Source organism: Neorhizobium sp. DAR64872/K0K18, from assembly GCF_050500175.1.
GTDB classification, from domain to species: Bacteria; Pseudomonadota; Alphaproteobacteria; order Rhizobiales; family Rhizobiaceae; genus Neorhizobium; species Neorhizobium soli.
The window spans coordinates 2729184-2747312 of record NZ_CP191446.1; the positions used below are offsets into that span (position 1 = coordinate 2729184).

Below are 18129 nucleotides of genomic sequence, written 5' to 3' on the forward strand. Positions count from 1 at the left end.
CCGTTCTGCAGGCCCTTTCGGCGCCTGCAGAGGAAAGATGGGAATTGATTTTCCGTCATTCAAGAGGTTTTTTCATTGGGGAAATTCATCCCGTGACGGGCTCGGCTTCCTGGTTATAGGCCGACAGGTCAGAGTTCTCCGCTCCGGCCTCGCCTCTATCCGCATCCACCATTTCAGATGATTTCACTTGACGTGGCGGCCCGGATCGCTTGAGCCTGTCGGCATGACTGACACGCCCCACGCCTCACAGACCCTGTTGCGATCGACGCCGGAAAACCCGGCGCCGGCCGATTACACCGCTGGCCATTTCACCGGTCACCGCGGCACGAAGCTGCGTTACGCGCTTTTCCGCTCACCGGTCTCGCCGGCCCGCGGCACGATCGTGCTGCTGCAGGGGCGCAATGAGTTCATCGAGAAATATTTCGAGACTATCCGCGAGCTCAACGCGATGGGCCTGTGGGTCGCGACCTACGATCTGCGCGGCCAGGGCGGTTCCGACCGCGAGACACGGCACCCGAAAAAAGGCCATATCAGACATTTTTCCGACTACCAGAAAGACCTCGACATCTTTCTCGAGCAGATCGTGCTTCCGGATGCACGCCTGCCGTTTTTTCTGATCGCCCATTCCACCGGCGCTCTGATCGCACTGTCGTCGGCGCCGAAACTTGCCAACCGGATCAGCCGCATGGCGCTGCTGTCGCCCTATATCGGCTTTCAGGGCCAGGCCCTGCCGGAACGCATCGTCTGGCCGCTCTCGACGGTCATGCGCTGGACCGGGTTCGGCAAGATCCAGCTTGGCGGAGACAAGCGCTTCATTCCCTTCGAACGAAACGGCCTGACCGGCGATCGCACCCGCTTCGAGCGAAATCTCGGCCTCTACGCCGCCTATCCGGAACTGACAGTCGGCGCACCGACGGCCGGCTGGGTTCACGAGACCCTTCGCGCAGGCCGGCGCGTCTCGTCGCAGGCGCATCTGACACGGATCACCATTCCGACGCTGATCATCGCGCCTGTCCTCGATGGTGTCGTGCCCTATACGGCGCAGGAGGAACTCTCGCGCAATTTCCGCGCGGCACAGCTCATCACGATCACCGGTGGCCGCCATGAGCTGCTGCAGGAGAAGAATATCTACCGCGCCCAGGTGATGGCGGCGCTCGAGGCCTTCATGCCTGGGCTCGATGGCGGCATAGACCTTAGCGAAACCGCGGCCTGACTCGTCTTATCGGCGCGCCAGCAGCGCAAGCGCTTCGGCGTGCACGCTGCGCGAACCGGCGGCGATGATATTGCCGCCGTTCTCCGGCCGGCCACCGTCCCAGTCGGTGATGATGCCGCCCGCCTGCTCGATGATCGGGATCAGCGCACCGACATCATAGGGCTGAAGATTGTTCTCAACCACGAGATCGATATGACCGCCCGCCAGAAGGCAATAGGCGTAGCAATCGCAGCCATAGCGGAACAGCCGCACCTTCTCTTCGATCGAGCGGTAAAGGGCCAGATCCTCGCCCTCGAAAATATGCGGTGACGTGGTGAAGAGAACCGCATCGGATAGCTGTCCGCAGTCACGCACGGCAAGGACGGCCTCACCACCCGGGCCGCGATAGGTTGCGACCTTGCCATCGGCAAAATAGCGTTCGCCGGTAAACGGCTGGTCCATCATGCCCATCGTGGCCCGACCATTCGACTGCAAGCCGATCAGCGTGCCCCACAGCGGCACGCCTGAGATAAAGGCCCGCGTCCCGTCGATCGGATCGATGACCCAGACATGCTCGCGGTCGAGCCCGACATTTCCATGCTCTTCGCCCAAGATGCCGTGTTCGGGAAACCGCGCCTCGATCAGGGCCCGGATGGCGGTTTCCGCCGCCCTGTCGCCCTCGGTCACCGGATCGAAACCGCCGGCCAGCTTGTTGACGACGGAGACACCGGTGCGGAAGCGCGGCAGCGTCTGCTCGCGGGCGGCATCGGCGAGCGTATCGAAAAAGGCGCGATCAGGCAGCATCAAAAACTCCGTCCCAGAAAAGCTGCCCCTGTTCTAAAGCAGGTCTTGGCGCTTAGAAAGGCCTGAACCGCTCTTGGACTGACCAAAACTCGGTCACTTCGCCAAATAATGATGCAATTTTCATCACATAAAATAATTGATTGACAAATGTGCATAACGGACGTAGCGTCTTCCTACAGTCTTTGACTGTAAATACCCTCCTTGGGTGTTTCCTCCCTAGACTTAGCCGCGCTGTAAGCGCGGTTTTTTTTGTCCAAAATACACGGGCGGAAGGGTATCGCTCGATGAGCACGCAGATGTCTGCATGCTGCGGCATCGAATGCGCTCTGTCAGGGAAGTCGGCTACCTCGGCGATCGAAGTCAGCCTGATGCGGGGATACTATTCCGCTGCGAGCGCAGTGTCGCTGGCCGAAAAATCAGCGACGAAGTCGGCCATCTGGCGCATGAAGAGCGAGAGTGCGGCGGCGATCGCATCGAATTCCGGCCGCTTCGAAAGCGTCCCCTCATCCACGTAAAGCCCGCGGTTGATCTCGATCTGCAGCGCGTGCAGGCCGCGCACGGGCCGGCCGTAGTGTTCGGTGATGAAGCCGCCAGCATAGGGCTTGTTGCGCACGGCGGCAAAACCCATCTCGCTCAGGAAGCTGAGCGCCGCGCGGGAAAGCTCGGCAGACGCGCTTGTGCCGTAGCGATCGCCGATGATGAAGTCGGGCTTCACGTTCGAACCCGAAAGCCGGATATTGCCAGGCATCGAGTGACAATCAATCAGCACGCAGATGCCGAACCGGGCATGCGTGGCCGCGATCAGCCGGCGCAGGCAGGCATGGTATGGCTTGTAGATTGCCTCAATCCGGGACAGGCCCTCCGCCACCGAAAGCTTGCGCCGGTAGATATCCATGTTCTCGGCGACGATGCGCGGAATGGTGCCAAGCCCACCGGCAACGCGCATCGATCCGATATTGGCGTAAGGCGGCAACGGACCATCGAACATACGCGGATCGAGTTCGAACGGCTCGCGATTGACGTCGAGATAGGCCCTGGGGAAATGGGCGGTCAGCAAGGGCGCGCCAAGTTCCGGCGCATCGGCGAAGAGATCGTCGACATAATGATCTGCCGAACGGCGAATCGACATCGAGTCGAGATTGCTGTCGGCAAGAAAGCTTTCCGGGTAGCACCGGCCGCTATGGGGAGAGTTGTACACGAAGGGAATGGTTTGCCTGGCGGGTTCCCTTACCTCGAAATGCTCAGGATCGCCGGCGTTGAAATCCATTCCGTTTTTACCATGTCATGAACAAGTCGGATGAGGTATGTTGCCAGTTGCCCGGCGGGAAGTCCATACTATGTAATCCCACCAAGGCTGCTTCGGCTCTTATTAAACGGATGTTTACCGTCAATTGAGAGTGTAGACGGCCATACAGCCACGACTCATAGACAGATAGCGGTCCCCGAGATGCTTCCAAAAATCCTTCTCGCCGAAGATGACAACGACATGCGCCGGTTCCTGGTGAAAGCGTTGGAAAAGGCGGGCTACAAGGTCATTTCCTTCGACAACGGCGCCAGCGCCTACGACCGGCTCCGCGAAGAGCCTTTCTCGCTGCTCCTGACCGACATCGTCATGCCCGAGATGGACGGCATCGAGCTCGCCCGGCGCGCGACCGAACTCGACCCCGATCTCAAGGTCATGTTCATCACAGGGTTTGCCGCCGTCGCTCTGAATTCTGATTCGAAGGCCCCGAAGGATGCAAAGGTTCTCTCCAAGCCCTTCCACCTGCGCGATCTTGTGGACGAAGTGAACAAGCTTCTGGCCGCGTAAGCCCGGTTTTCCGGCGGCTGTCAAAAAGACTTCACAAAACCGGAAAAAGCCTATTGACGGCACATCGGTTTCTGTGGTCTTAAGCCGCCCATCGGATGGGCGTATAGCTCAGCGGGAGAGCACTACGTTGACATCGTAGGGGTCACAGGTTCAATCCCTGTTACGCCCACCATCCTGATTAGCCGCAAGGCACGAAAGGCTTCCGGGAAACCGGAAGTCTTTTTCGTTTCAAGCCGTTAACCGACCGCATAACGTCCCGTCACCATTCTTCCATCCGTAACAATACCAATAGCGCGAGGCTTGCGGATGCGGGAGCTTGTGGGTCTGAGTTTGTGGCTGGCCTCTCGGCCAGTGGCACTCAGGCGGCCGGGGTCGTGTGGGGCTCCGGCCGCTTCAATAGCGCTTCACTTCCCGAATTTACCGCAAACAAAAGCCGCCCGTGGAAGCTCCAGGGCGGCTTTGCTGTTGTGATCCTTGGGGTCTTTCTTAGAAGACCACGGCGCCTGCCGTCAGTGCCAGAACCAGGAAGATAAGGAAGATCACGATAGCGATAAAGAACAGGATTTTCGCGATGCCCGCGGTGGCAGAGGAGACGCCGGAGAAGCCGAGGAAGCCTGAAATCACGGAGATGACGAGAAAGATGAGAGCCCATTTCAGCATGGTATTATTCCTTCATATTTGATGCGGGAACAACGTGACAAAAGGTTCCAGGTTCCAGCGCCGTGATGGCCGCGAAGAAATATTCCGGCAAAAATGTGAACTACGCGTCGGCAAGCAGATGCACTCGTCCCGAGATGCCGATCGACACCCGGTCGCCTGACGCAAGCAGCTCGCGGCCGGGGATATCCAGGCGGAAGGAAATCTCGCCCTCGGCGATACCGTCTCCGGCGAGTGTTATCCTCGCATCAAGCGATGGCCCGCAGAAAACCACGTCGCTGACCACAGCCGAGACCCCGTTGTCCGGCGCGTATTCGATCCGGCTGACGGTAAACTGCTCAGGCCGGATCATGATCTGCGCCCGGCCGCGATAGGTGACGTCCGCAACCTCTAGCCGGCCGATCGGGCTGTCGGCTATCCCGTCGCTCACCATGGCCGGCAGCACGACCGCTTCTCCGAGGAAGGTGGCCGTCGCCCGGTCGACGGGTTTCAGATAGACCTCGCGCGGCGTGCCGACCTGGGCGAATTTTCCCGCCCGCATCACGACCAGCTCATCGGCGAAGGCAAGCGCTTCCGCCTGGTCATGGGTCACGAGAATGGTGGTGACGCCGGCAGCCGACAGTACGTCGGCCACAGCCTTTCGGGTGGCGGTCCTCAGGCCCATGTCGAGCGCCGAGAAGGGTTCGTCCAGCAGCATCAGCCGCGGCCTGCGGGCAAGCGCCCTTGCCAGCGCCACGCGCTGCTGCTGGCCGCCGGAAAGCTGATCCGGCTTGCGGGCAAGCATCGCCCCGTCAAGTCCGACCATCTCCATCAGTTCCGCAGCCCTTGCCTGTTTGGCCGTGCGATCCGCGTCCATGCCGAAACCGATATTGTCGAGCACCGAAAGATGCGGAAACAGGCAGCCGTCCTGCGCCACGATGCCGATATTACGTCGGTAGGCAGCAACATGCGCGTCCGCATTGGACATGATCTCGCCGCCAAGCGTGATCGAGCCGGCGTCAGGAACCTCGAACCCGGCAATCAGCCGCAAAAGCGTGGTCTTGCCGCAGCCGGAAGGGCCGACGATGGCCGTGCGGCTTCCGCTTTGGGCTGCAAGGTCGACACCGGCAACGGCTGCGACGGAACCGTAGCTCTTGGCAACGGAGGAAAGGGTAAGCAGCGTCATCGCCCGGCGATCTTTTTTGACTGGTGGTGAAGGAGAAGGGTGAGCGGCAGCGAAAACAGGATCATCAGCAGCGCATACGGTGCGGCTCCCGCATAGTCGATCTCGCTGGTCAGCGCCCAGAATGCCATGGCAAGCGTGCGCGTGCCGTTGGGCGCCAGCATCTGGGTCGCGGTCAGCTCGTTCATGATGCCGAGCGAGGAAAGCGCCATGGCAGATGCAGCGCCGGGCGCCGCCAGCCGCACTGTGGTGGACCAGAGCGCCCGCGCGGGCGAACGTCCGAGACTTTCGGCCGCCTGTTCCAGCTCTGCCGGCACCTGCGCGATACTGGCGCGCAGGCTGACCAGCGCCCGCGGCAGGAACATGATGACGTAAGCGATGACGATCGTCGCCACCGTCTGGTAAAGCGGCAGCATCACCCGGATGGAGATCGTTACCAGAGCGAGCGCGACAACCACGCCCGGCATCGAGCTTGCGAGATAATAGCAGCCTTCGAGAAACCGACTGGAACGCGTCGGGCGACGCACCGAAAGCCAGGCGATCGGCACGGCGGCAGCAGCCGTCGCCACACCGCCGATCACGCAGATCGTCAGCGTCTGGGAAAGCGCCAACCCGATCTCGCTGAATTGCCAGATATCAGCACCACCGGCGATCAGCCAGCGCCCGAGCGTCAGCACCGGCACGCCAAGCGAAACCGCAGTAGTCACGACCGGCAGCAGCAGGCAGGGATATCGCCAGCGGCCAAGCGAGGCGCGCACCGGATGGCGGGCAACGCCCGAGCCCAGCCGGGCATAGCGACGGCGGCCCCGCACAGCGGCATCGACGCCGATCAGCACGAAGCAGCATGCCACCAGCACCAGCGCCAGCATATGCGCTGCAACGCCGTTGTAGGTGGACTGGAACTGGTCAAGAATTGCCGTCGTGAACGTGTCGAACCGGATCATCGCATAGAGCCCGTATTCCGACAGGAGATGCAGGCTGATCAGCAGCGCCCCGCCACACAGCGACAGTCTGAGTTGCGGCAACACGACGCGCCGCAAGACCGCAGCAGGCGAAAGACCGAGAGAGGCCGCCTGATCCTCCAGTGCCGGATCGATCAGCCGAAGGGCCGCCGACACGGGCAGGTAGACGAAGGGAAAGTAGGTTACGACAGAAATCGCGACGCCCGCTCCAAGCCCGTTCAGCCGCGGCCACATACCGATCCAGGCATAGGACTGCACGAAAGCGGGAATGGCGAGCGGCACGATGGCAAGCAAGGCCCACAGCTTTGCGCCCGGCAGGTCGGTGCGCTCCGTCAGCCATGCAAGCGCCGTTGCGAGAACCAGCGCGATCGGCACCGTGAGGACGATCAGCGCAACGGTATTGAACAGGAGGTCGCCGACACGGGAACGGAAGATCAGCTGCGATGCCGTTTCCCAGCCGGTCGCAAGCGTTGCCCAGAACACGAACCCGAGCGGCGTCAGCGTCAGGGTGGCAATCGCAACGGCGATTGCCAGCGTCCATGACGATCCTGCAAGGGGTTTCCCCGCAGGCTTCCGGCGCGGCCGGCTGGCAACCATGCTCTCGGTGGTAAACGTCATCGCGTGCTCAAGAAAGAAGAGACATCGCAGGTACGCCCTGCGATGTCCGTGCGCAACAGGATTCGATGGTGTTTAGAGAATGCCGGCGGCTGTCATCATGTCGGTGACCTTGGCATTGTTGAGGCTCGAGGGCTCGACCTTTGGCGCCTGAAGGTCGGCAATCGGAACGAGCGCCTTGTTGGAAGCCTCGTCCTTGCCGACGGCGTATTCGAACGAGGTGCCGTCACGCAGAATCTTCTGGCCGCCCTTGCCGGCAAGCCATTTCAGAAATGCCTGCGCCTGCTCCTTGTGCTTGGAAGAGGCCAGAATGCCGCCGCCGGAGATCGACACGAAGGCGCCCGGATCCTGGTTCTTGAAGTAATGCAGCGCAACGTTCTTGCTGTTTTCGCCGGTCTTCGCCTGATCGCCGAAATAGTAGTAGTGATAGATCAGCGCGCCTTCGAACTGGCCCGCATTGACGGCCTTCATGGCGGTGGAATTGCCACGCACGGCGGTGAAGTTCTCTTTCATGCCCTTCAGCCAGGAAGCGGTTTCCGGCTCACCCTTCAGCTGCAGAAACGCGCCGACGATCGCCTGGAAATCGGCGCCCGACGGAGATGCGGCCCAACGGCCCTTCCATTCGGGCTTGGCGAGATCGAGCATCGATTTCGGCAGCTTGTCCTCGGTGAGCTTGGTCTTGTCATAGGCAAACACTGTGGAGCGCGCGGCAATTCCGGTCCAGTGACCGTTGGCCGGGCGGAACTGCTCGGGAACGAGATCGAGCGTTGCCTTGTCGACAGGCTCAAACAGACCCTTGCCATCGACAAGCGCCATGGCCGGCGAATTCTCCGTCAGAAACAGGTCGGCCGGCGAGTTGGCGCCTTCCTGCACAATCTGGTTTGCCATTTCGAGGTCGGATCCGTTGCGCACCGTAATGACGATGCCGGTCTCTTCCTTGAAGGCCTCGACCCATTCCTTGGTCAGGCCCTCGTGCTGGGCATTGTAGATCGTCAGGCTGTCGGCGACCTGCGCGTTGGCCGGCATGGACAGAGCGAGTAGCGAAACGGCGAGCGAAGCTCCGGCCGAAAGAGCAGACAGAATTTTCAAGTTTGCCTCCAATTTATAAGCGTCATCGCATCGATAGCCAAAGCCGACCTGCGTAGTCAAGTTTAAGAATCGAACGGGGATGGAGACCGATTGCGGCAAATGCCGGCGAATCAGGTAGAGCTGAAACGAACACATCAAGAACAAGCCGCGGAAACTGAATGTCGGTTGCTTATCTGGAAAAATTGAACGAGGCCCAGCGCCGCGCGGTCGAGCATGGTTCGGACGTGCCGGATGGCGGCGCTGCCGGACCGCTTCTGGTCATTGCAGGCGCAGGCTCCGGCAAGACCAACACGCTTGCCCATCGCGTCGCCCACCTGATTGTGTCGGGCGCCGATCCGCGCCGCCTGCTGCTGATGACGTTTTCCCGCCGTGCGGCCTCCGAAATGGGCCGCCGCGTCCAGCGCATCTGCCGCGAAGTGATGGGGGCGAAGTCCGGCGTCATGACCGATGCGCTCGCCTGGGCCGGCACGTTTCACGGCATCGGCGCAAGGCTGTTGCGGATCTATGCCGAACAGATCGGCCTCGACCAGGAATTCACCATCCACGACCGTGAGGATTCCGCCGACCTGATGAACCTCGTTCGCCACGAGCTCGGCTTCTCCAAGATGGAAAGCCGGTTTCCGACCAAGGGCACCTGCCTTGCGATCTATTCGCGCGCCGTCAATTCCGAGACGCCGCTGGACGAGGTCCTGAAGACCTCCTTCCCGTGGTGCCTTGCCTGGGAACCGCAGCTGCGCGATCTGTTTGCCTCCTATGTGGACGCCAAGCAGGCGCAGAACGTGCTCGATTACGACGATCTCCTGCTCTACTGGGCGCAGATGATGAGCGAGCCGCTGATCGCACAGGATGTCGGCGAACGGTTCGATCACGTCATGGTCGACGAATACCAGGACACCAACCGGCTGCAAGCCTCGATCCTGATGGCGATGAAGCCCGGCGGCCGCGGGCTGACGGTGGTGGGCGACGACGCCCAGTCGATCTACTCGTTCCGCGCCGCCACGATCCGCAACATCCTCGATTTCCCCGCGACCTTCGATCCGCCCGCCAACATCGTCACGCTCGACCGCAACTACCGCTCGACCACCACCATTCTGGCAGCGGCCAACGGCGTCATCGAACTTGCTCGCGAGCGGTTTACGAAAAACCTCTGGAGTGACCGCCAGTCGGAGGAGCGGCCGCGTCTGGTCACCGTCAAGGACGAGACCGAACAGGCGAGCTATATCGTGGAAAAGATCCTCGAGAACCGCGAAACCGGCATGCTGCTGAAACAGCAGGCCGTGCTGTTTCGTGCCTCGCACCATTCCGGCCCGCTGGAAGTGGAACTGACCCGCCGCAACATTCCCTTCGTCAAGTTCGGCGGCCTGAAATTCCTCGATAGCGCCCATGTCAAGGACATGCTGGCGGCTTTGCGCTTTGCCCAGAACCCGCGCGACCGGGTTGCGGGTTTTCGGCTTCTGCAGCTCATTCCAGGCATCGGCCCGCAAACGGCGGCGAAGATCCTCGATGCGATCGCGGCCGATCCGGAACCGCTGGCCGCACTGCAGGAAATTCCCTCGCCTCCAAGGTCCGGCGAAGACTGGCCGGCCTTTGTCGAGATGCTTGGCGCCGTCAGGAAAAGCGAAGGCTGGCCTTCCGAAATCGGTCTCGCCCGCCAATGGTACGAGCCGCATCTTAGCCGCATCCACGAAGATGCCGACACCCGCAAGGCCGACCTTCTGCAACTGGAGCAGATCGCCTCGGGCTACGCGTCGCGCGAACGCTTCCTCACCGAACTGACGCTCGATCCGCCGGATGCGACGAGCGATCAGGCCGGCGTTCCGCTGCTGGACGAGGATTACCTGATCCTTTCGACCATCCATTCCGCCAAGGGCCAGGAATGGCGCTCGGTTTTCCTGCTCAACTGTGTCGACGGCTGCATTCCCTCCGATCTCGGCACCGGCACGACAGCCGAAATCGAGGAGGAACGGCGGCTGCTCTACGTGGCGATGACGCGCGCGAAGGATCACCTTCACCTGATCACGCCGCAGCGTTTCTTTACCCACGGCCAGCATTCCCAAGGCGACCGACACGTCTACGCCTCGCGCTCCCGCTTCATCCCGGCAACGCTGCTGCAGTTCTTCGAAAGCACCGCCTGGCCGGTGGTGGCGCAGATGACCGAAGCCGAACGCCAGGCCCGCCACCAGATCCGCATCGACGTAACCGCAAGAATGCGCGGGATGTGGCGGTGACCGTCACAAGTTGCGCGAACGTATAGGCAAGCTGCCTGACAATGGAGATTGCGTGTTGGAAATATCGTCGCTTGAAACCGCATTCTCGATGAAGGAGCCGGTCATCGGCCTCCGATTTGCATCCGAAGACCTGTCCGATTTCATCACGTCCGAATCGAAATTTTCGGATTGCCGGTTCAACGACTGCGTCTTCGACGGCGCGAAGATCAGAGAATGCGAATTCATCGGCTGCAGCTTTTCCAACTGCTCCTTCAAGGAAGCCGAGTTTTTCAACTGCATCTTCGTCGATCGCGAAACGCAGGCAGGATCTGCGTGGAATTACTGCGACCTCAACGAGGCGAAGTTTAAGGCCTGCAACCTTTCCAACAACCGCATCGTCAAATGCGAAGCCTTCCTGCTCGAGATCACCGATTCGTCGGCCGTCGGTCTGCAGTTCGACGCCGAGGTTCATCGCAAGATCAGCAAGCGCATGATGTTTGGCGGCGTCGTCTTACAGCGTTGCAAGCTGCAGTACGCGGTGTTTGCGGCCTCAAGCTACGAAGAGAGCCGGTTCGAGAGCTGCGATCTCAGAGACTGCTCGTTTGTCGAAAGCAATCTCAGCCGCGTCAGCCTGATGGGATCGAGCCTCAACAATATCGATTTCACCGGCGCGACGCTTGATTTCGCCAACCTCTCGCAGGCGACCTTCGACGAGATGGATCTTGCAGCCATGGCGTCGTTCAAGGGCATGACTGTCAGCCGCGACCAGCACGAAAACCTGCTCCGCTCGATGGGAATTCTGACGTCGGGATAAGCAGCAGACACAACCGGTGGGCGGAAAGGCTTTCCTTTCAAACCGAAAAAGCATTAGAGCGACCGTTCTGCGTCGAAGGAGACTGAAGTGGACAGCAATCAATCGGCAAGGGCCTCGCGGGCGACGTCGTCAGCCCAGCCGGCCCCGTCGACGAAGAAGGCTGCAGCGTGGATGCTGACGTCGATCAGCCTGCTGCTGCTGATGGCGATTTCCGGCCGGATCATCACCCGCGAGATCGACGTCTTCCAGGTGATGGAAATGCGCTCGATCATCGCCTTCTTCATGCTTTTGCCGCTGGTGTTTCGCGAGGGCGGCTTCAAAGCCATGCGGACCACCATCCTGCCGGCCCATATCGGCCGCAACGTCGCCCACTATATCGGCCAGTTCGCCTGGCTGATGGGCCTGACGCTGATCCCGCTCGCGCAGGTCATCGCCATCGAATTCACCGCCCCGATCTGGGCGGCGCTGATGGCAGCGGCTTTCCTCGGGGAGAAGCTGACATGGCGCAAGGGTGCGGCGATCGGCTTCGGGCTCGCCGGCGTGCTTCTGATCCTGCGGCCAGGCGCCGCCCCGCTCAACCCCGGCCACCTGATCGTGCTGGGCGCTGCCTTCTTCTTCGCCATCTCCTTCATCACCACCAAGCTCCTGACGCGCACCGACAGCGCCACCAAGATCATCTTCTGGATGCTGATCATCCAGTCGATCATCGGGCTGATCCCGGCGCTCCGGGTATGGACCTGGCCGTCCGCGGGGATCTGGCCGTGGATCTTCCTGATCGCGTTCACCGGGACATTCGCGCATTACTGCATGGCAAAGGCGCTGTCTTATGCCGATGCGACGGTGGCGATGCCGATGGATTATCTCCGCGTGCCGGCCTCGGCCCTCATCGGCTACCTTCTCTACGCCGAAGCCATCGACGGCCTGACCGCCGCCGGCGCAATCCTCATCCTCGCCGGCAACCTCTTCAACCTCCGACGCCCGAACGCCGGAAGAATCCAACAGACTCCGCCGTGAGATCGGTTTAGTCTTGTTCCTTGAATGCTGAGGGGATATCGCGCGCGCCGTGCAGGATGCGCTCAATTCTCACACCATCCTGGGACACGGTGTAGAACATCACGTACCGTTTGAAGTGGATGCAACGAAGCCCGGCTGATAGTTCCGGCCGAGCCGTCCCCTGTATGGTGTCTCTGAAAGACGTTCGCAGTGGTTCCGCAACTCGGCGATAAAACGGTACGCCGCGGCCGGATTTTTCAGGGCAATGTAGTCGCCAACCTCTTCCAGATCTTTCGAGGCGGAAGGGGCAAACAGTACGCGCATCAGGAGCGGCGTCCGCCATATCTGACTTCGAGCCGATCGAAGACGTCATCTGCCGGAATGCCCGGCCCGCTCTCGATACCGGTGCGGATATCCGCCTTCAGTGCATCGAGCCCAGCCTTGCCGTGCTCCTCCATCTCTTCGAGCAGGCGAAGGCTATCGCGCATGACCTCGCTTTCGCTCGCATAGCGTCCGCTTTCCACCAGTTTGCGCACGAAGCTTTCGTAATGGGGGCCGAGTTCATAACTGGAAGGCATAAGATCCACCCTTGTTTCACCGAAATTATCAATCTTCGACATCCACGTAAAGCGTATCCCCTCGCGCAACTCGTCACCGCTTCTCCAGCAACTCGATCTGGATCTGCTGGAGTTCTGCGAGCCGTTCCCACTGCTTGGCCATCTGGTGATCGATCTTTTCATGCAGCTGGCGGATTTCGAGTTCGGCTCGAAGGTTGACCATGTAGTCGTTTTCGCTGCGCAGCCGGTCCTTGTCCTCCTGCCGCCTCTGGCTCATCATGATGACGGGTGCCTGCAGGGCGGCAAGCGAGGACAGGACGAGATTGAGCAGGATGAACGGATAGGGGTCGAACGGATCGGCGGACAGACCAACCACGTTGAGCGCCATCCACAAAACCAGCACGGCTAAAAAGGACAGGATGAAAGTCCAGGAGCCTCCGAAGGCGGCGACCCTGTCGGCGACCCTTTCCCCGAACGTTTCCGCCTGGTCGATTGCGGCGGGCGCGCCCGCCTGAACCGTGAGCGTTCCCTTTTCGAAACTGTCGAGCACGCGGGCGTCGAGCTCGGTGATCTCGCCCCGCTCCTCTTCCAGCAGTGCCTCCACGTAGCGCCGCCTGAAGCGCGCCAGATCCTCGTCGCAGATCAGACTGTCGGCGCTACAGGTCTTTACCTCCTCCGCGATCATCTCGAAGAGATGCGGCCTTAGAGTGCCCGCCTTGTGAAGCTTCGATACCGCAAACGTGCGACCGCAGATGAGGCATTGCCCGGTTCTCCCTGTCGTTTGAGAAGCATGCTTACCCATTGTCTCAAGCCTCGTTCTTCGTATCGACAGCCAGGAGCGGCGCCAGATGAAATACCTTTGGTGAAAATCTGTCCGAAAACACGTCGGAGCGGCCGATATAGATCAGTGTCGAGCCGGTAAGCCCGGCCAGCACGTCGAGCAACAGCGCCTGCGTCTCCGGTTCGAGCCCTTCCAGGACGTCGTCCATGATCAGCCAGTCCGGCTTTCGAAGCACGGCATTGGCGATCTGCAGCGCCACTTCCTCGTCCTTGTCGAGCAGCCGGTCCCATCGCTCCACCTCGTCGAGTTTATCGACGAGCCGATGCAGACCGACTTTCTCCAACGCTTGCGCCAGCGCCGCGTCGGTCATGTCGGGAATGCCATCGCGCATGCCAGCAGGCCCAGTCGCCGGATAGGTCATGACCTCGCGCAGTGATGCGGTCGGCAGATAACCTTCCTGCGGCATCATGATCATCCGATCTGCGGCCGGCAGTCGGATCTCGCCCTTGCCCCAGGGCCAGATACCGGACAGTGCCTGGAACAGAAGATGCCGGTCTGTCCCCGGATTGCCGTTGATCAGCACGCGCTCGCCGGGTCGGATGGTGAAGGCGCCTTCCGCGACCCTGATGCCATGGCCGTCCCCACCCTTGTCGGGTTCGCCGAAGACCGCAAGGTCGGTGACGGACAGCACGTCCTCCCCATCGCTTTTCCGGTAGGTGAGGACGGAGCCTTCCATCGCCGGCGTATCCATCGAAACCAGGGCATTGCGGAACGAGGAGACACGGCCGAGCGTCGCCCGCCAGTCGGCGATGACGCTGAAATTCGCCACATACCAGCGCAGCGCCTGGTTGACCTGGTTGAAGGCGCCGACCGCCATCATCAGACCGCCGAACGAAAGATTGCCGGAAAAATACATCGGCGAGGCAATGATGATCGGCGCCACCAACGCCAGCCAACCGAAACCGGCCGACACCCAGGTCAGGTTAGTGAGCGCCCAGGCAAGCTTGCGCAGCATGCCGAGCACACCATCGATTGCGGCGTGAACGCGAAAAAGCTCGCTTTCCTCGCCGCGCGCAAGCGTGATCGGCTTCATGTTCTCGTTCGCCCGGACAAGGGTCGCGCGCAGATCAGCCTCGCGGGCATAGCGCTGCGCATTCAGTCGCGCCAGCCGGCTGCCGACGACGTTGCTCATGACGGATCCGAAAAGGGCGTAGAGGATCGTCGCCCACAGCATATAGCCGGGAATGACGATGGTACGACCGCCGATCTGCAGGCCAAAATCAGTCGAGATCGCCCATAGCACGCCGATGAAACTTGCAAGAAGAATGGTCGAATTGACGAGGCCGATCGACAGTGACGTCGTGTTCTCGGCCAGGATGCGGGTGTCCTCGTGCAGTCTCTGGTCCGGATTGTCGGCGATCGCGCCGGCACCGGCAAGCTTCAGGGCCCGCCCCGGCGTCAGCCAGACATCGGCGAGATCGCGGGCCAGCCCTTCTCGCATCCGCATCGCGGCGATCTGGTTCAGCCATTGCTGGATGACGTTGAGCAGTGTCAGGAGCGAGGCGAGGACTCCGAACACCACAAGCTGGTGGAGGAATTCGGGCATGTCGCGCCGCGCCAAGGCATCGTAGAACGGTCCGTTCCACTCGTTCAGCCGATAGGTGGCGTAGGTGGTCGCAAAGATGACGCAGAGCAGCGCGGCCGTGAGCGCGAGAACGGGATTGCGCACCGGGGACGCCCAGAACGCCCCTGTCATCATTTTGAGCTGGCCAGACAGAGGAAGTTCATAGGGCTCCGCCTTATCTTGCGAATTCACCATCTGCCGCCGGCTCCTGCCTGTCTGTGTCGAGTCCTAACTACCACAAGGGAATTGCGAAGGTGCGAGAAAGGCGTGCCGTTCACGGCTGACCGGGAACAGCGTCGAGCGTCCCACGATCGAATGCGGACGTCCCCTCGTCACATCGCCTTGAACAGCACACTCGGATCGGTGAGGTATTTCGCAAAGATCGGCAGGCTGGCGCCGCCGATGGCGCGGGCGTGGCTGCCGACCTTGCCCTCGATGATATCGGGGATGATGACACCTTGCAGGTCCAGCCGCTTGACGGCCTCGATCGTCTCGGTGACGATCCGCTTGCGCACCCATGACGGAAAGCCGCCATCGATCACGGCAGCCCCGAAATCGATGATCGAGGCGCTGGCAATGATGGCCTGGGCAAGCGCTGCCGCCGTCTCGCCGATCCACAGATCGAGCGGCGCGCCGAAATCGATCCATTCGTCGGCCGAATACCAGAGCGGCTCCGGATCGATCCCCTTTTCCTTCAGCATGTTCTCGAGAACGAAAATTGAAGCGACGTCGAGCAACTGCCGGGTTGAACCGTCCCTGCCGCGCACCGGAAGTGGCGCGACGGCGCCTGCCGTCCCGGTACGGCCGGAAAACACCGCGGAGTTCAGAACGATGCCGCCGCCGATAAATGACCCGATGAAGAAATAGACGAAGTCCGGATAGGACGGACCGATCCCGAACACCAGCTCCGCACCGCAGGCGCTGGTCGCGTCGTTCTGCAGGTAGACGGCATGCTTGGTCGAGGCGGAGACCTCCTGCTGCAGGTCGAAATCGCGCCAGAGGTCCATCGCGCCCGCAGGCGCGCCGACCTCGTCTGCCCAGTTCCACAGTTCGAACGGCGCCGAGATCCCGATGCCGGCGATCCGCTCACGCTCGACCATGCTGAGCTGGCCCTCGAGCCTGCCGATCCCCTTGCCGATGATCTCGATGATCTTCTGCGGCACTGGGTAGGCGTAGGTTTCGTGATGATGCATCCGGATCTGCCCGACGAAATCCATCAGCACCAGATCGGCGCTGCGCCGGCCGATTTTCACCCCGAAGGAAAACACGGCATCGGGATTGAGCCGCATCGGGACCGACGGCTGCCCCACCCGGCCGCGGATCGGTTCGCCGCGCAGCAGAAGCCCGTCCTTTTCGAGCGATCGCATGATCACCGACACAGTCTGCGCCGACAGTCCGCTGGCGCGGGTAATGTCCGCCTTCGACATTTCGCCGTGCATGCGAACAAGCGAAAGGACCAGCCTCTCGTTATAGGCACGCACGCGAACCTGGTTCGATCCGCCCGAAAAACTGCCGAGCGGCATCGACCCTGTCGCGGTACTTCCCGCGATCGACATTGGAACTCCTCCCGAAACTCGCCGTGGATCGTCGCTCCACGCATGCCGAATATGCCACCGTGGATAAATAATTCAATCGGAATTAATTATTGACAGCTCATGGAAAACTGGTCTTAATCCGGGCTGCAGAGGACATGGGAGGCTTGGAGACGGCGCTCGTCGAATTCGATGGCACCCGGTGTTTCTGAACATTTGCATCAATCGCCCCAAGCTTGGGGAAAAGATCTCTCGGGAGGAGATATCATGAAAAAGACTGTGCTTTCTGGCGCCTTTGCGGCGCTTGTCCTCGGCGTTGCGTTTTCCGCTCCGGCGCACGCAGCCGACGTCTCCGCCTGCCTCATCACCAAGACAGATACCAATCCGTTCTTCGTGAAGATGAAGGACGGTGCGACCGCGAAAGCCAAGGAACTCGGCGTCACGCTGAAATCCTATGCCGGCAAGATCGATGGCGATTCCGAAAGCCAGGTTGCCGCGATCGAAACCTGCATCGCCGATGGCGCCAAGGGTATCCTGATCACCGCGTCCGACACCAAGGGCATCGTGCCGAACCTCAAGAAGGCTCGCGACGCCGGCATGCTGATCATCGCCCTCGACACGCCGCTGGAGCCGATCAACGCGGCCGACATGACGTTTGCGACCGACAACCTTCTGGCCGGCAAGCTGATTGGCCAATGGGCCAAGGAAACGCTCGGCGACAAGGCCAAGGAAGCCAAGGTGGCCTTCCTCGACCTTACCCCGTCGCAGCCTTCCGTCGACATCCTGCGCGACCAGGGCTTCATGATCGGTTTCGGCATCGATCCGAAGGATCCGAACAAGATCGGCGACGAAGACGATCCGCGCATCGTCGGCCATGACGTGACCAACGGCAATGAAGAAGGCGGTCGCACCGCGATGGAAAACCTTCTCCAGAAGGATCCAACCATCAACGTCGTCCACACGATCAACGAACCGGCAGCAGCCGGCGCCTATGAAGCGCTGAAGGCCGTCGGACGTGAGAAGGACGTGCTTCTGGTCTCCGTCGACGGCGGCTGCCCAGGCGTCAAGAACGTTGCCGGCGGTGTCATCGGTGCAACCTCGCAGCAGTATCCGCTGCAGATGGCGTCGCTCGGCATCGAGGCGATCAAGAAGTTCGCCGATACCGGTGAAAAGCCGAAGCCGACTGCCGGCAAGGATTTCTTCGACACCGGCGTGACCCTCGTGACCGACAAGCCGGTTCCCGCGATCAAGTCGATCGACACCAAGGAAGGTCTGAACAAGTGCTGGGGCTGATCCCCACCTGCATTTGAAAGATCAAACCATTACCCTC

The 18129-nt window shown here is 61.1% G+C and carries 16 protein-coding genes, 1 tRNA gene and 1 pseudogene; 7 read left to right on the forward strand and 11 right to left on the reverse strand.

The genetic code is table 11. The annotated features are described in order from the left end of the window. The first annotated feature begins 223 nt into the window (after positions 1-223). Positions 224-1213: an alpha/beta fold hydrolase gene (locus ACQY1P_RS18915; protein ID WP_430254887.1), complete on the forward strand. Its 990-nt coding sequence runs from the start codon at positions 224-226 to the stop codon at positions 1211-1213. Positions 1214-1219: 6 nt separating this feature from the next. Here ACQY1P_RS18915 and hisN read toward each other — a convergent pair whose 3' ends face one another. Further along, positions 1220-1996: a histidinol-phosphatase gene (gene hisN, locus ACQY1P_RS18920; protein WP_062460982.1), complete on the reverse strand. Its 777-nt coding sequence runs from the start codon at positions 1994-1996 to the stop codon at positions 1220-1222. A 379-nt stretch (positions 1997-2375) separates the two neighbouring features. Beyond that, a complete protein-coding gene (locus ACQY1P_RS18925) occupies positions 2376-3263 on the reverse strand; it encodes an N-formylglutamate amidohydrolase (RefSeq protein WP_430254890.1) in 888 nt (295 codons plus the stop codon). 180 nt (positions 3264-3443) lie between these two features. Between ACQY1P_RS18925 and cpdR1 the strand changes: the two genes are divergently transcribed. After that, positions 3444-3806 carry a response regulator CpdR1 gene (gene cpdR1, locus ACQY1P_RS18930; protein WP_062460988.1) on the forward strand — a complete coding sequence of 121 codons (363 nt, stop codon included), beginning with the start codon at positions 3444-3446 and terminating at the stop codon, positions 3804-3806. Positions 3807-3903: 97 nt separating this feature from the next. Further along, positions 3904-3978: transfer RNA gene (locus ACQY1P_RS18935), tRNA-Val, on the forward strand. Between the two features lie 314 nt (positions 3979-4292). On the opposite strand, the gene ACQY1P_RS18940 is transcribed toward ACQY1P_RS18935, so the two are convergent. The 4 genes from ACQY1P_RS18940 to ACQY1P_RS18955 form a co-directional block, all read right to left on the reverse strand. Continuing rightward, positions 4293-4466, reverse strand: coding sequence for a DUF1328 domain-containing protein (locus ACQY1P_RS18940; protein WP_082471987.1), 174 nt, complete (start codon positions 4464-4466; stop codon positions 4293-4295). Between the two features lie 100 nt (positions 4467-4566). Beyond that, positions 4567-5628 carry an ABC transporter ATP-binding protein gene (locus tag ACQY1P_RS18945; RefSeq protein WP_430254892.1) on the reverse strand — a complete coding sequence of 354 codons (1062 nt, stop codon included), beginning with the start codon at positions 5626-5628 and terminating at the stop codon, positions 4567-4569. Then, positions 5625-7205 carry an ABC transporter permease gene (locus tag ACQY1P_RS18950; RefSeq protein WP_430254894.1) on the reverse strand — a complete coding sequence of 527 codons (1581 nt, stop codon included), beginning with the start codon at positions 7203-7205 and terminating at the stop codon, positions 5625-5627. Before ACQY1P_RS18950 ends, ACQY1P_RS18945 begins: the two co-directional genes overlap by 4 nt. 72 nt (positions 7206-7277) lie before the next feature. Continuing rightward, positions 7278-8228 carry an iron ABC transporter substrate-binding protein gene (locus tag ACQY1P_RS18955; protein ID WP_430256735.1) on the reverse strand — a complete coding sequence of 317 codons (951 nt, stop codon included), beginning with the start codon at positions 8226-8228 and terminating at the stop codon, positions 7278-7280. Between the two features lie 221 nt (positions 8229-8449). Here ACQY1P_RS18955 and ACQY1P_RS18960 point away from each other — a divergent pair, with 221 nt between their 5' ends. From ACQY1P_RS18960 to ACQY1P_RS18970, 3 genes are all read left to right on the forward strand, one after another. Further along, a complete protein-coding gene (locus tag ACQY1P_RS18960) occupies positions 8450-10519 on the forward strand; it encodes an ATP-dependent helicase (protein ID WP_430254896.1) in 2070 nt (689 codons plus the stop codon). A gap of 52 nt (positions 10520-10571) precedes the next feature. Then, positions 10572-11312 (forward strand): pentapeptide repeat-containing protein, encoded by a 741-nt coding sequence (locus tag ACQY1P_RS18965; protein ID WP_430254898.1) that lies wholly within the window; start codon positions 10572-10574, stop codon positions 11310-11312. 171 nt (positions 11313-11483) lie between these two features. Continuing rightward, positions 11484-12326 (forward strand): DMT family transporter, encoded by an 843-nt coding sequence (locus ACQY1P_RS18970; protein WP_062461885.1) that lies wholly within the window; start codon positions 11484-11486, stop codon positions 12324-12326. Positions 12327-12333: 7 nt separating this feature from the next. Here the strand turns inward: ACQY1P_RS18970 and ACQY1P_RS18975 are convergent. The 5 genes and pseudogenes from ACQY1P_RS18975 to ACQY1P_RS18995 form a co-directional block, all read right to left on the reverse strand. Then, a pseudogene (locus ACQY1P_RS18975) lies at positions 12334-12629 on the reverse strand (type II toxin-antitoxin system RelE/ParE family toxin). Further along, on the reverse strand, positions 12629-12883 hold the full coding sequence (locus ACQY1P_RS18980) for a type II toxin-antitoxin system ParD family antitoxin (protein WP_430256736.1): 255 nt from the start codon (positions 12881-12883) through the stop codon (positions 12629-12631). Before ACQY1P_RS18980 ends, ACQY1P_RS18975 begins: the two are co-directional and overlap by 1 nt. Before the next feature lie 73 nt (positions 12884-12956). After that, on the reverse strand, positions 12957-13664 hold the full coding sequence (locus ACQY1P_RS18985; RefSeq protein ID WP_092659788.1) for a DUF1003 domain-containing protein: 708 nt from the start codon (positions 13662-13664) through the stop codon (positions 12957-12959). 4 nt (positions 13665-13668) lie between these two features. After that, complete coding sequence (locus ACQY1P_RS18990; RefSeq protein WP_430254899.1) at positions 13669-15462, reverse strand: ABC transporter ATP-binding protein/permease; 1794 nt, start codon at positions 15460-15462, stop codon at positions 13669-13671. Positions 15463-15599: 137 nt separating this feature from the next. Then, positions 15600-16823 carry an ROK family transcriptional regulator gene (locus ACQY1P_RS18995; protein ID WP_062461012.1) on the reverse strand — a complete coding sequence of 408 codons (1224 nt, stop codon included), beginning with the start codon at positions 16821-16823 and terminating at the stop codon, positions 15600-15602. Between the two features lie 243 nt (positions 16824-17066). Between ACQY1P_RS18995 and ACQY1P_RS19000 the strand changes: the two genes are divergently transcribed. After that, the gene (locus ACQY1P_RS19000; RefSeq protein ID WP_062582192.1) at positions 17067-18092 is read left to right on the forward strand and encodes a sugar ABC transporter substrate-binding protein; all 1026 of its coding nucleotides are present in this window, start codon (positions 17067-17069) and stop codon (positions 18090-18092) included. Positions 18093-18129: the final 37 nt, after the last annotated feature.

Coding starts and splice junctions, on each gene's coding strand:
- ACQY1P_RS18915 (WP_430254887.1), top strand. CDS start 224: ATGACTGACACGCCCCACGCCTCACAGACCCTGTTGCGATCGACGCCG.
- hisN (WP_062460982.1), bottom strand. CDS start 1,996: ATGCTGCCTGATCGCGCCTTTTTCGATACGCTCGCCGATGCCGCCCGC.
- ACQY1P_RS18925 (WP_430254890.1), bottom strand. CDS start 3,263: ATGGATTTCAACGCCGGCGATCCTGAGCATTTCGAGGTAAGGGAACCC.
- cpdR1 (WP_062460988.1), top strand. CDS start 3,444: ATGCTTCCAAAAATCCTTCTCGCCGAAGATGACAACGACATGCGCCGG.
- ACQY1P_RS18940 (WP_082471987.1), bottom strand. CDS start 4,466: ATGCTGAAATGGGCTCTCATCTTTCTCGTCATCTCCGTGATTTCAGGC.
- ACQY1P_RS18945 (WP_430254892.1), bottom strand. CDS start 5,628: ATGACGCTGCTTACCCTTTCCTCCGTTGCCAAGAGCTACGGTTCCGTC.
- ACQY1P_RS18950 (WP_430254894.1), bottom strand. CDS start 7,205: ATGACGTTTACCACCGAGAGCATGGTTGCCAGCCGGCCGCGCCGGAAG.
- ACQY1P_RS18955 (WP_430256735.1), bottom strand. CDS start 8,228: ATGCCGGCCAACGCGCAGGTCGCCGACAGCCTGACGATCTACAATGCC.
- ACQY1P_RS18960 (WP_430254896.1), top strand. CDS start 8,450: ATGTCGGTTGCTTATCTGGAAAAATTGAACGAGGCCCAGCGCCGCGCG.
- ACQY1P_RS18970 (WP_062461885.1), top strand. CDS start 11,484: ATGCTGACGTCGATCAGCCTGCTGCTGCTGATGGCGATTTCCGGCCGG.
- ACQY1P_RS18980 (WP_430256736.1), bottom strand. CDS start 12,883: ATGCCTTCCAGTTATGAACTCGGCCCCCATTACGAAAGCTTCGTGCGC.
- ACQY1P_RS18985 (WP_092659788.1), bottom strand. CDS start 13,664: ATGGGTAAGCATGCTTCTCAAACGACAGGGAGAACCGGGCAATGCCTC.
- ACQY1P_RS18990 (WP_430254899.1), bottom strand. CDS start 15,462: ATGGTGAATTCGCAAGATAAGGCGGAGCCCTATGAACTTCCTCTGTCT.
- ACQY1P_RS18995 (WP_062461012.1), bottom strand. CDS start 16,823: ATGTCGATCGCGGGAAGTACCGCGACAGGGTCGATGCCGCTCGGCAGT.
- ACQY1P_RS19000 (WP_062582192.1), top strand. CDS start 17,067: ATGAAAAAGACTGTGCTTTCTGGCGCCTTTGCGGCGCTTGTCCTCGGC.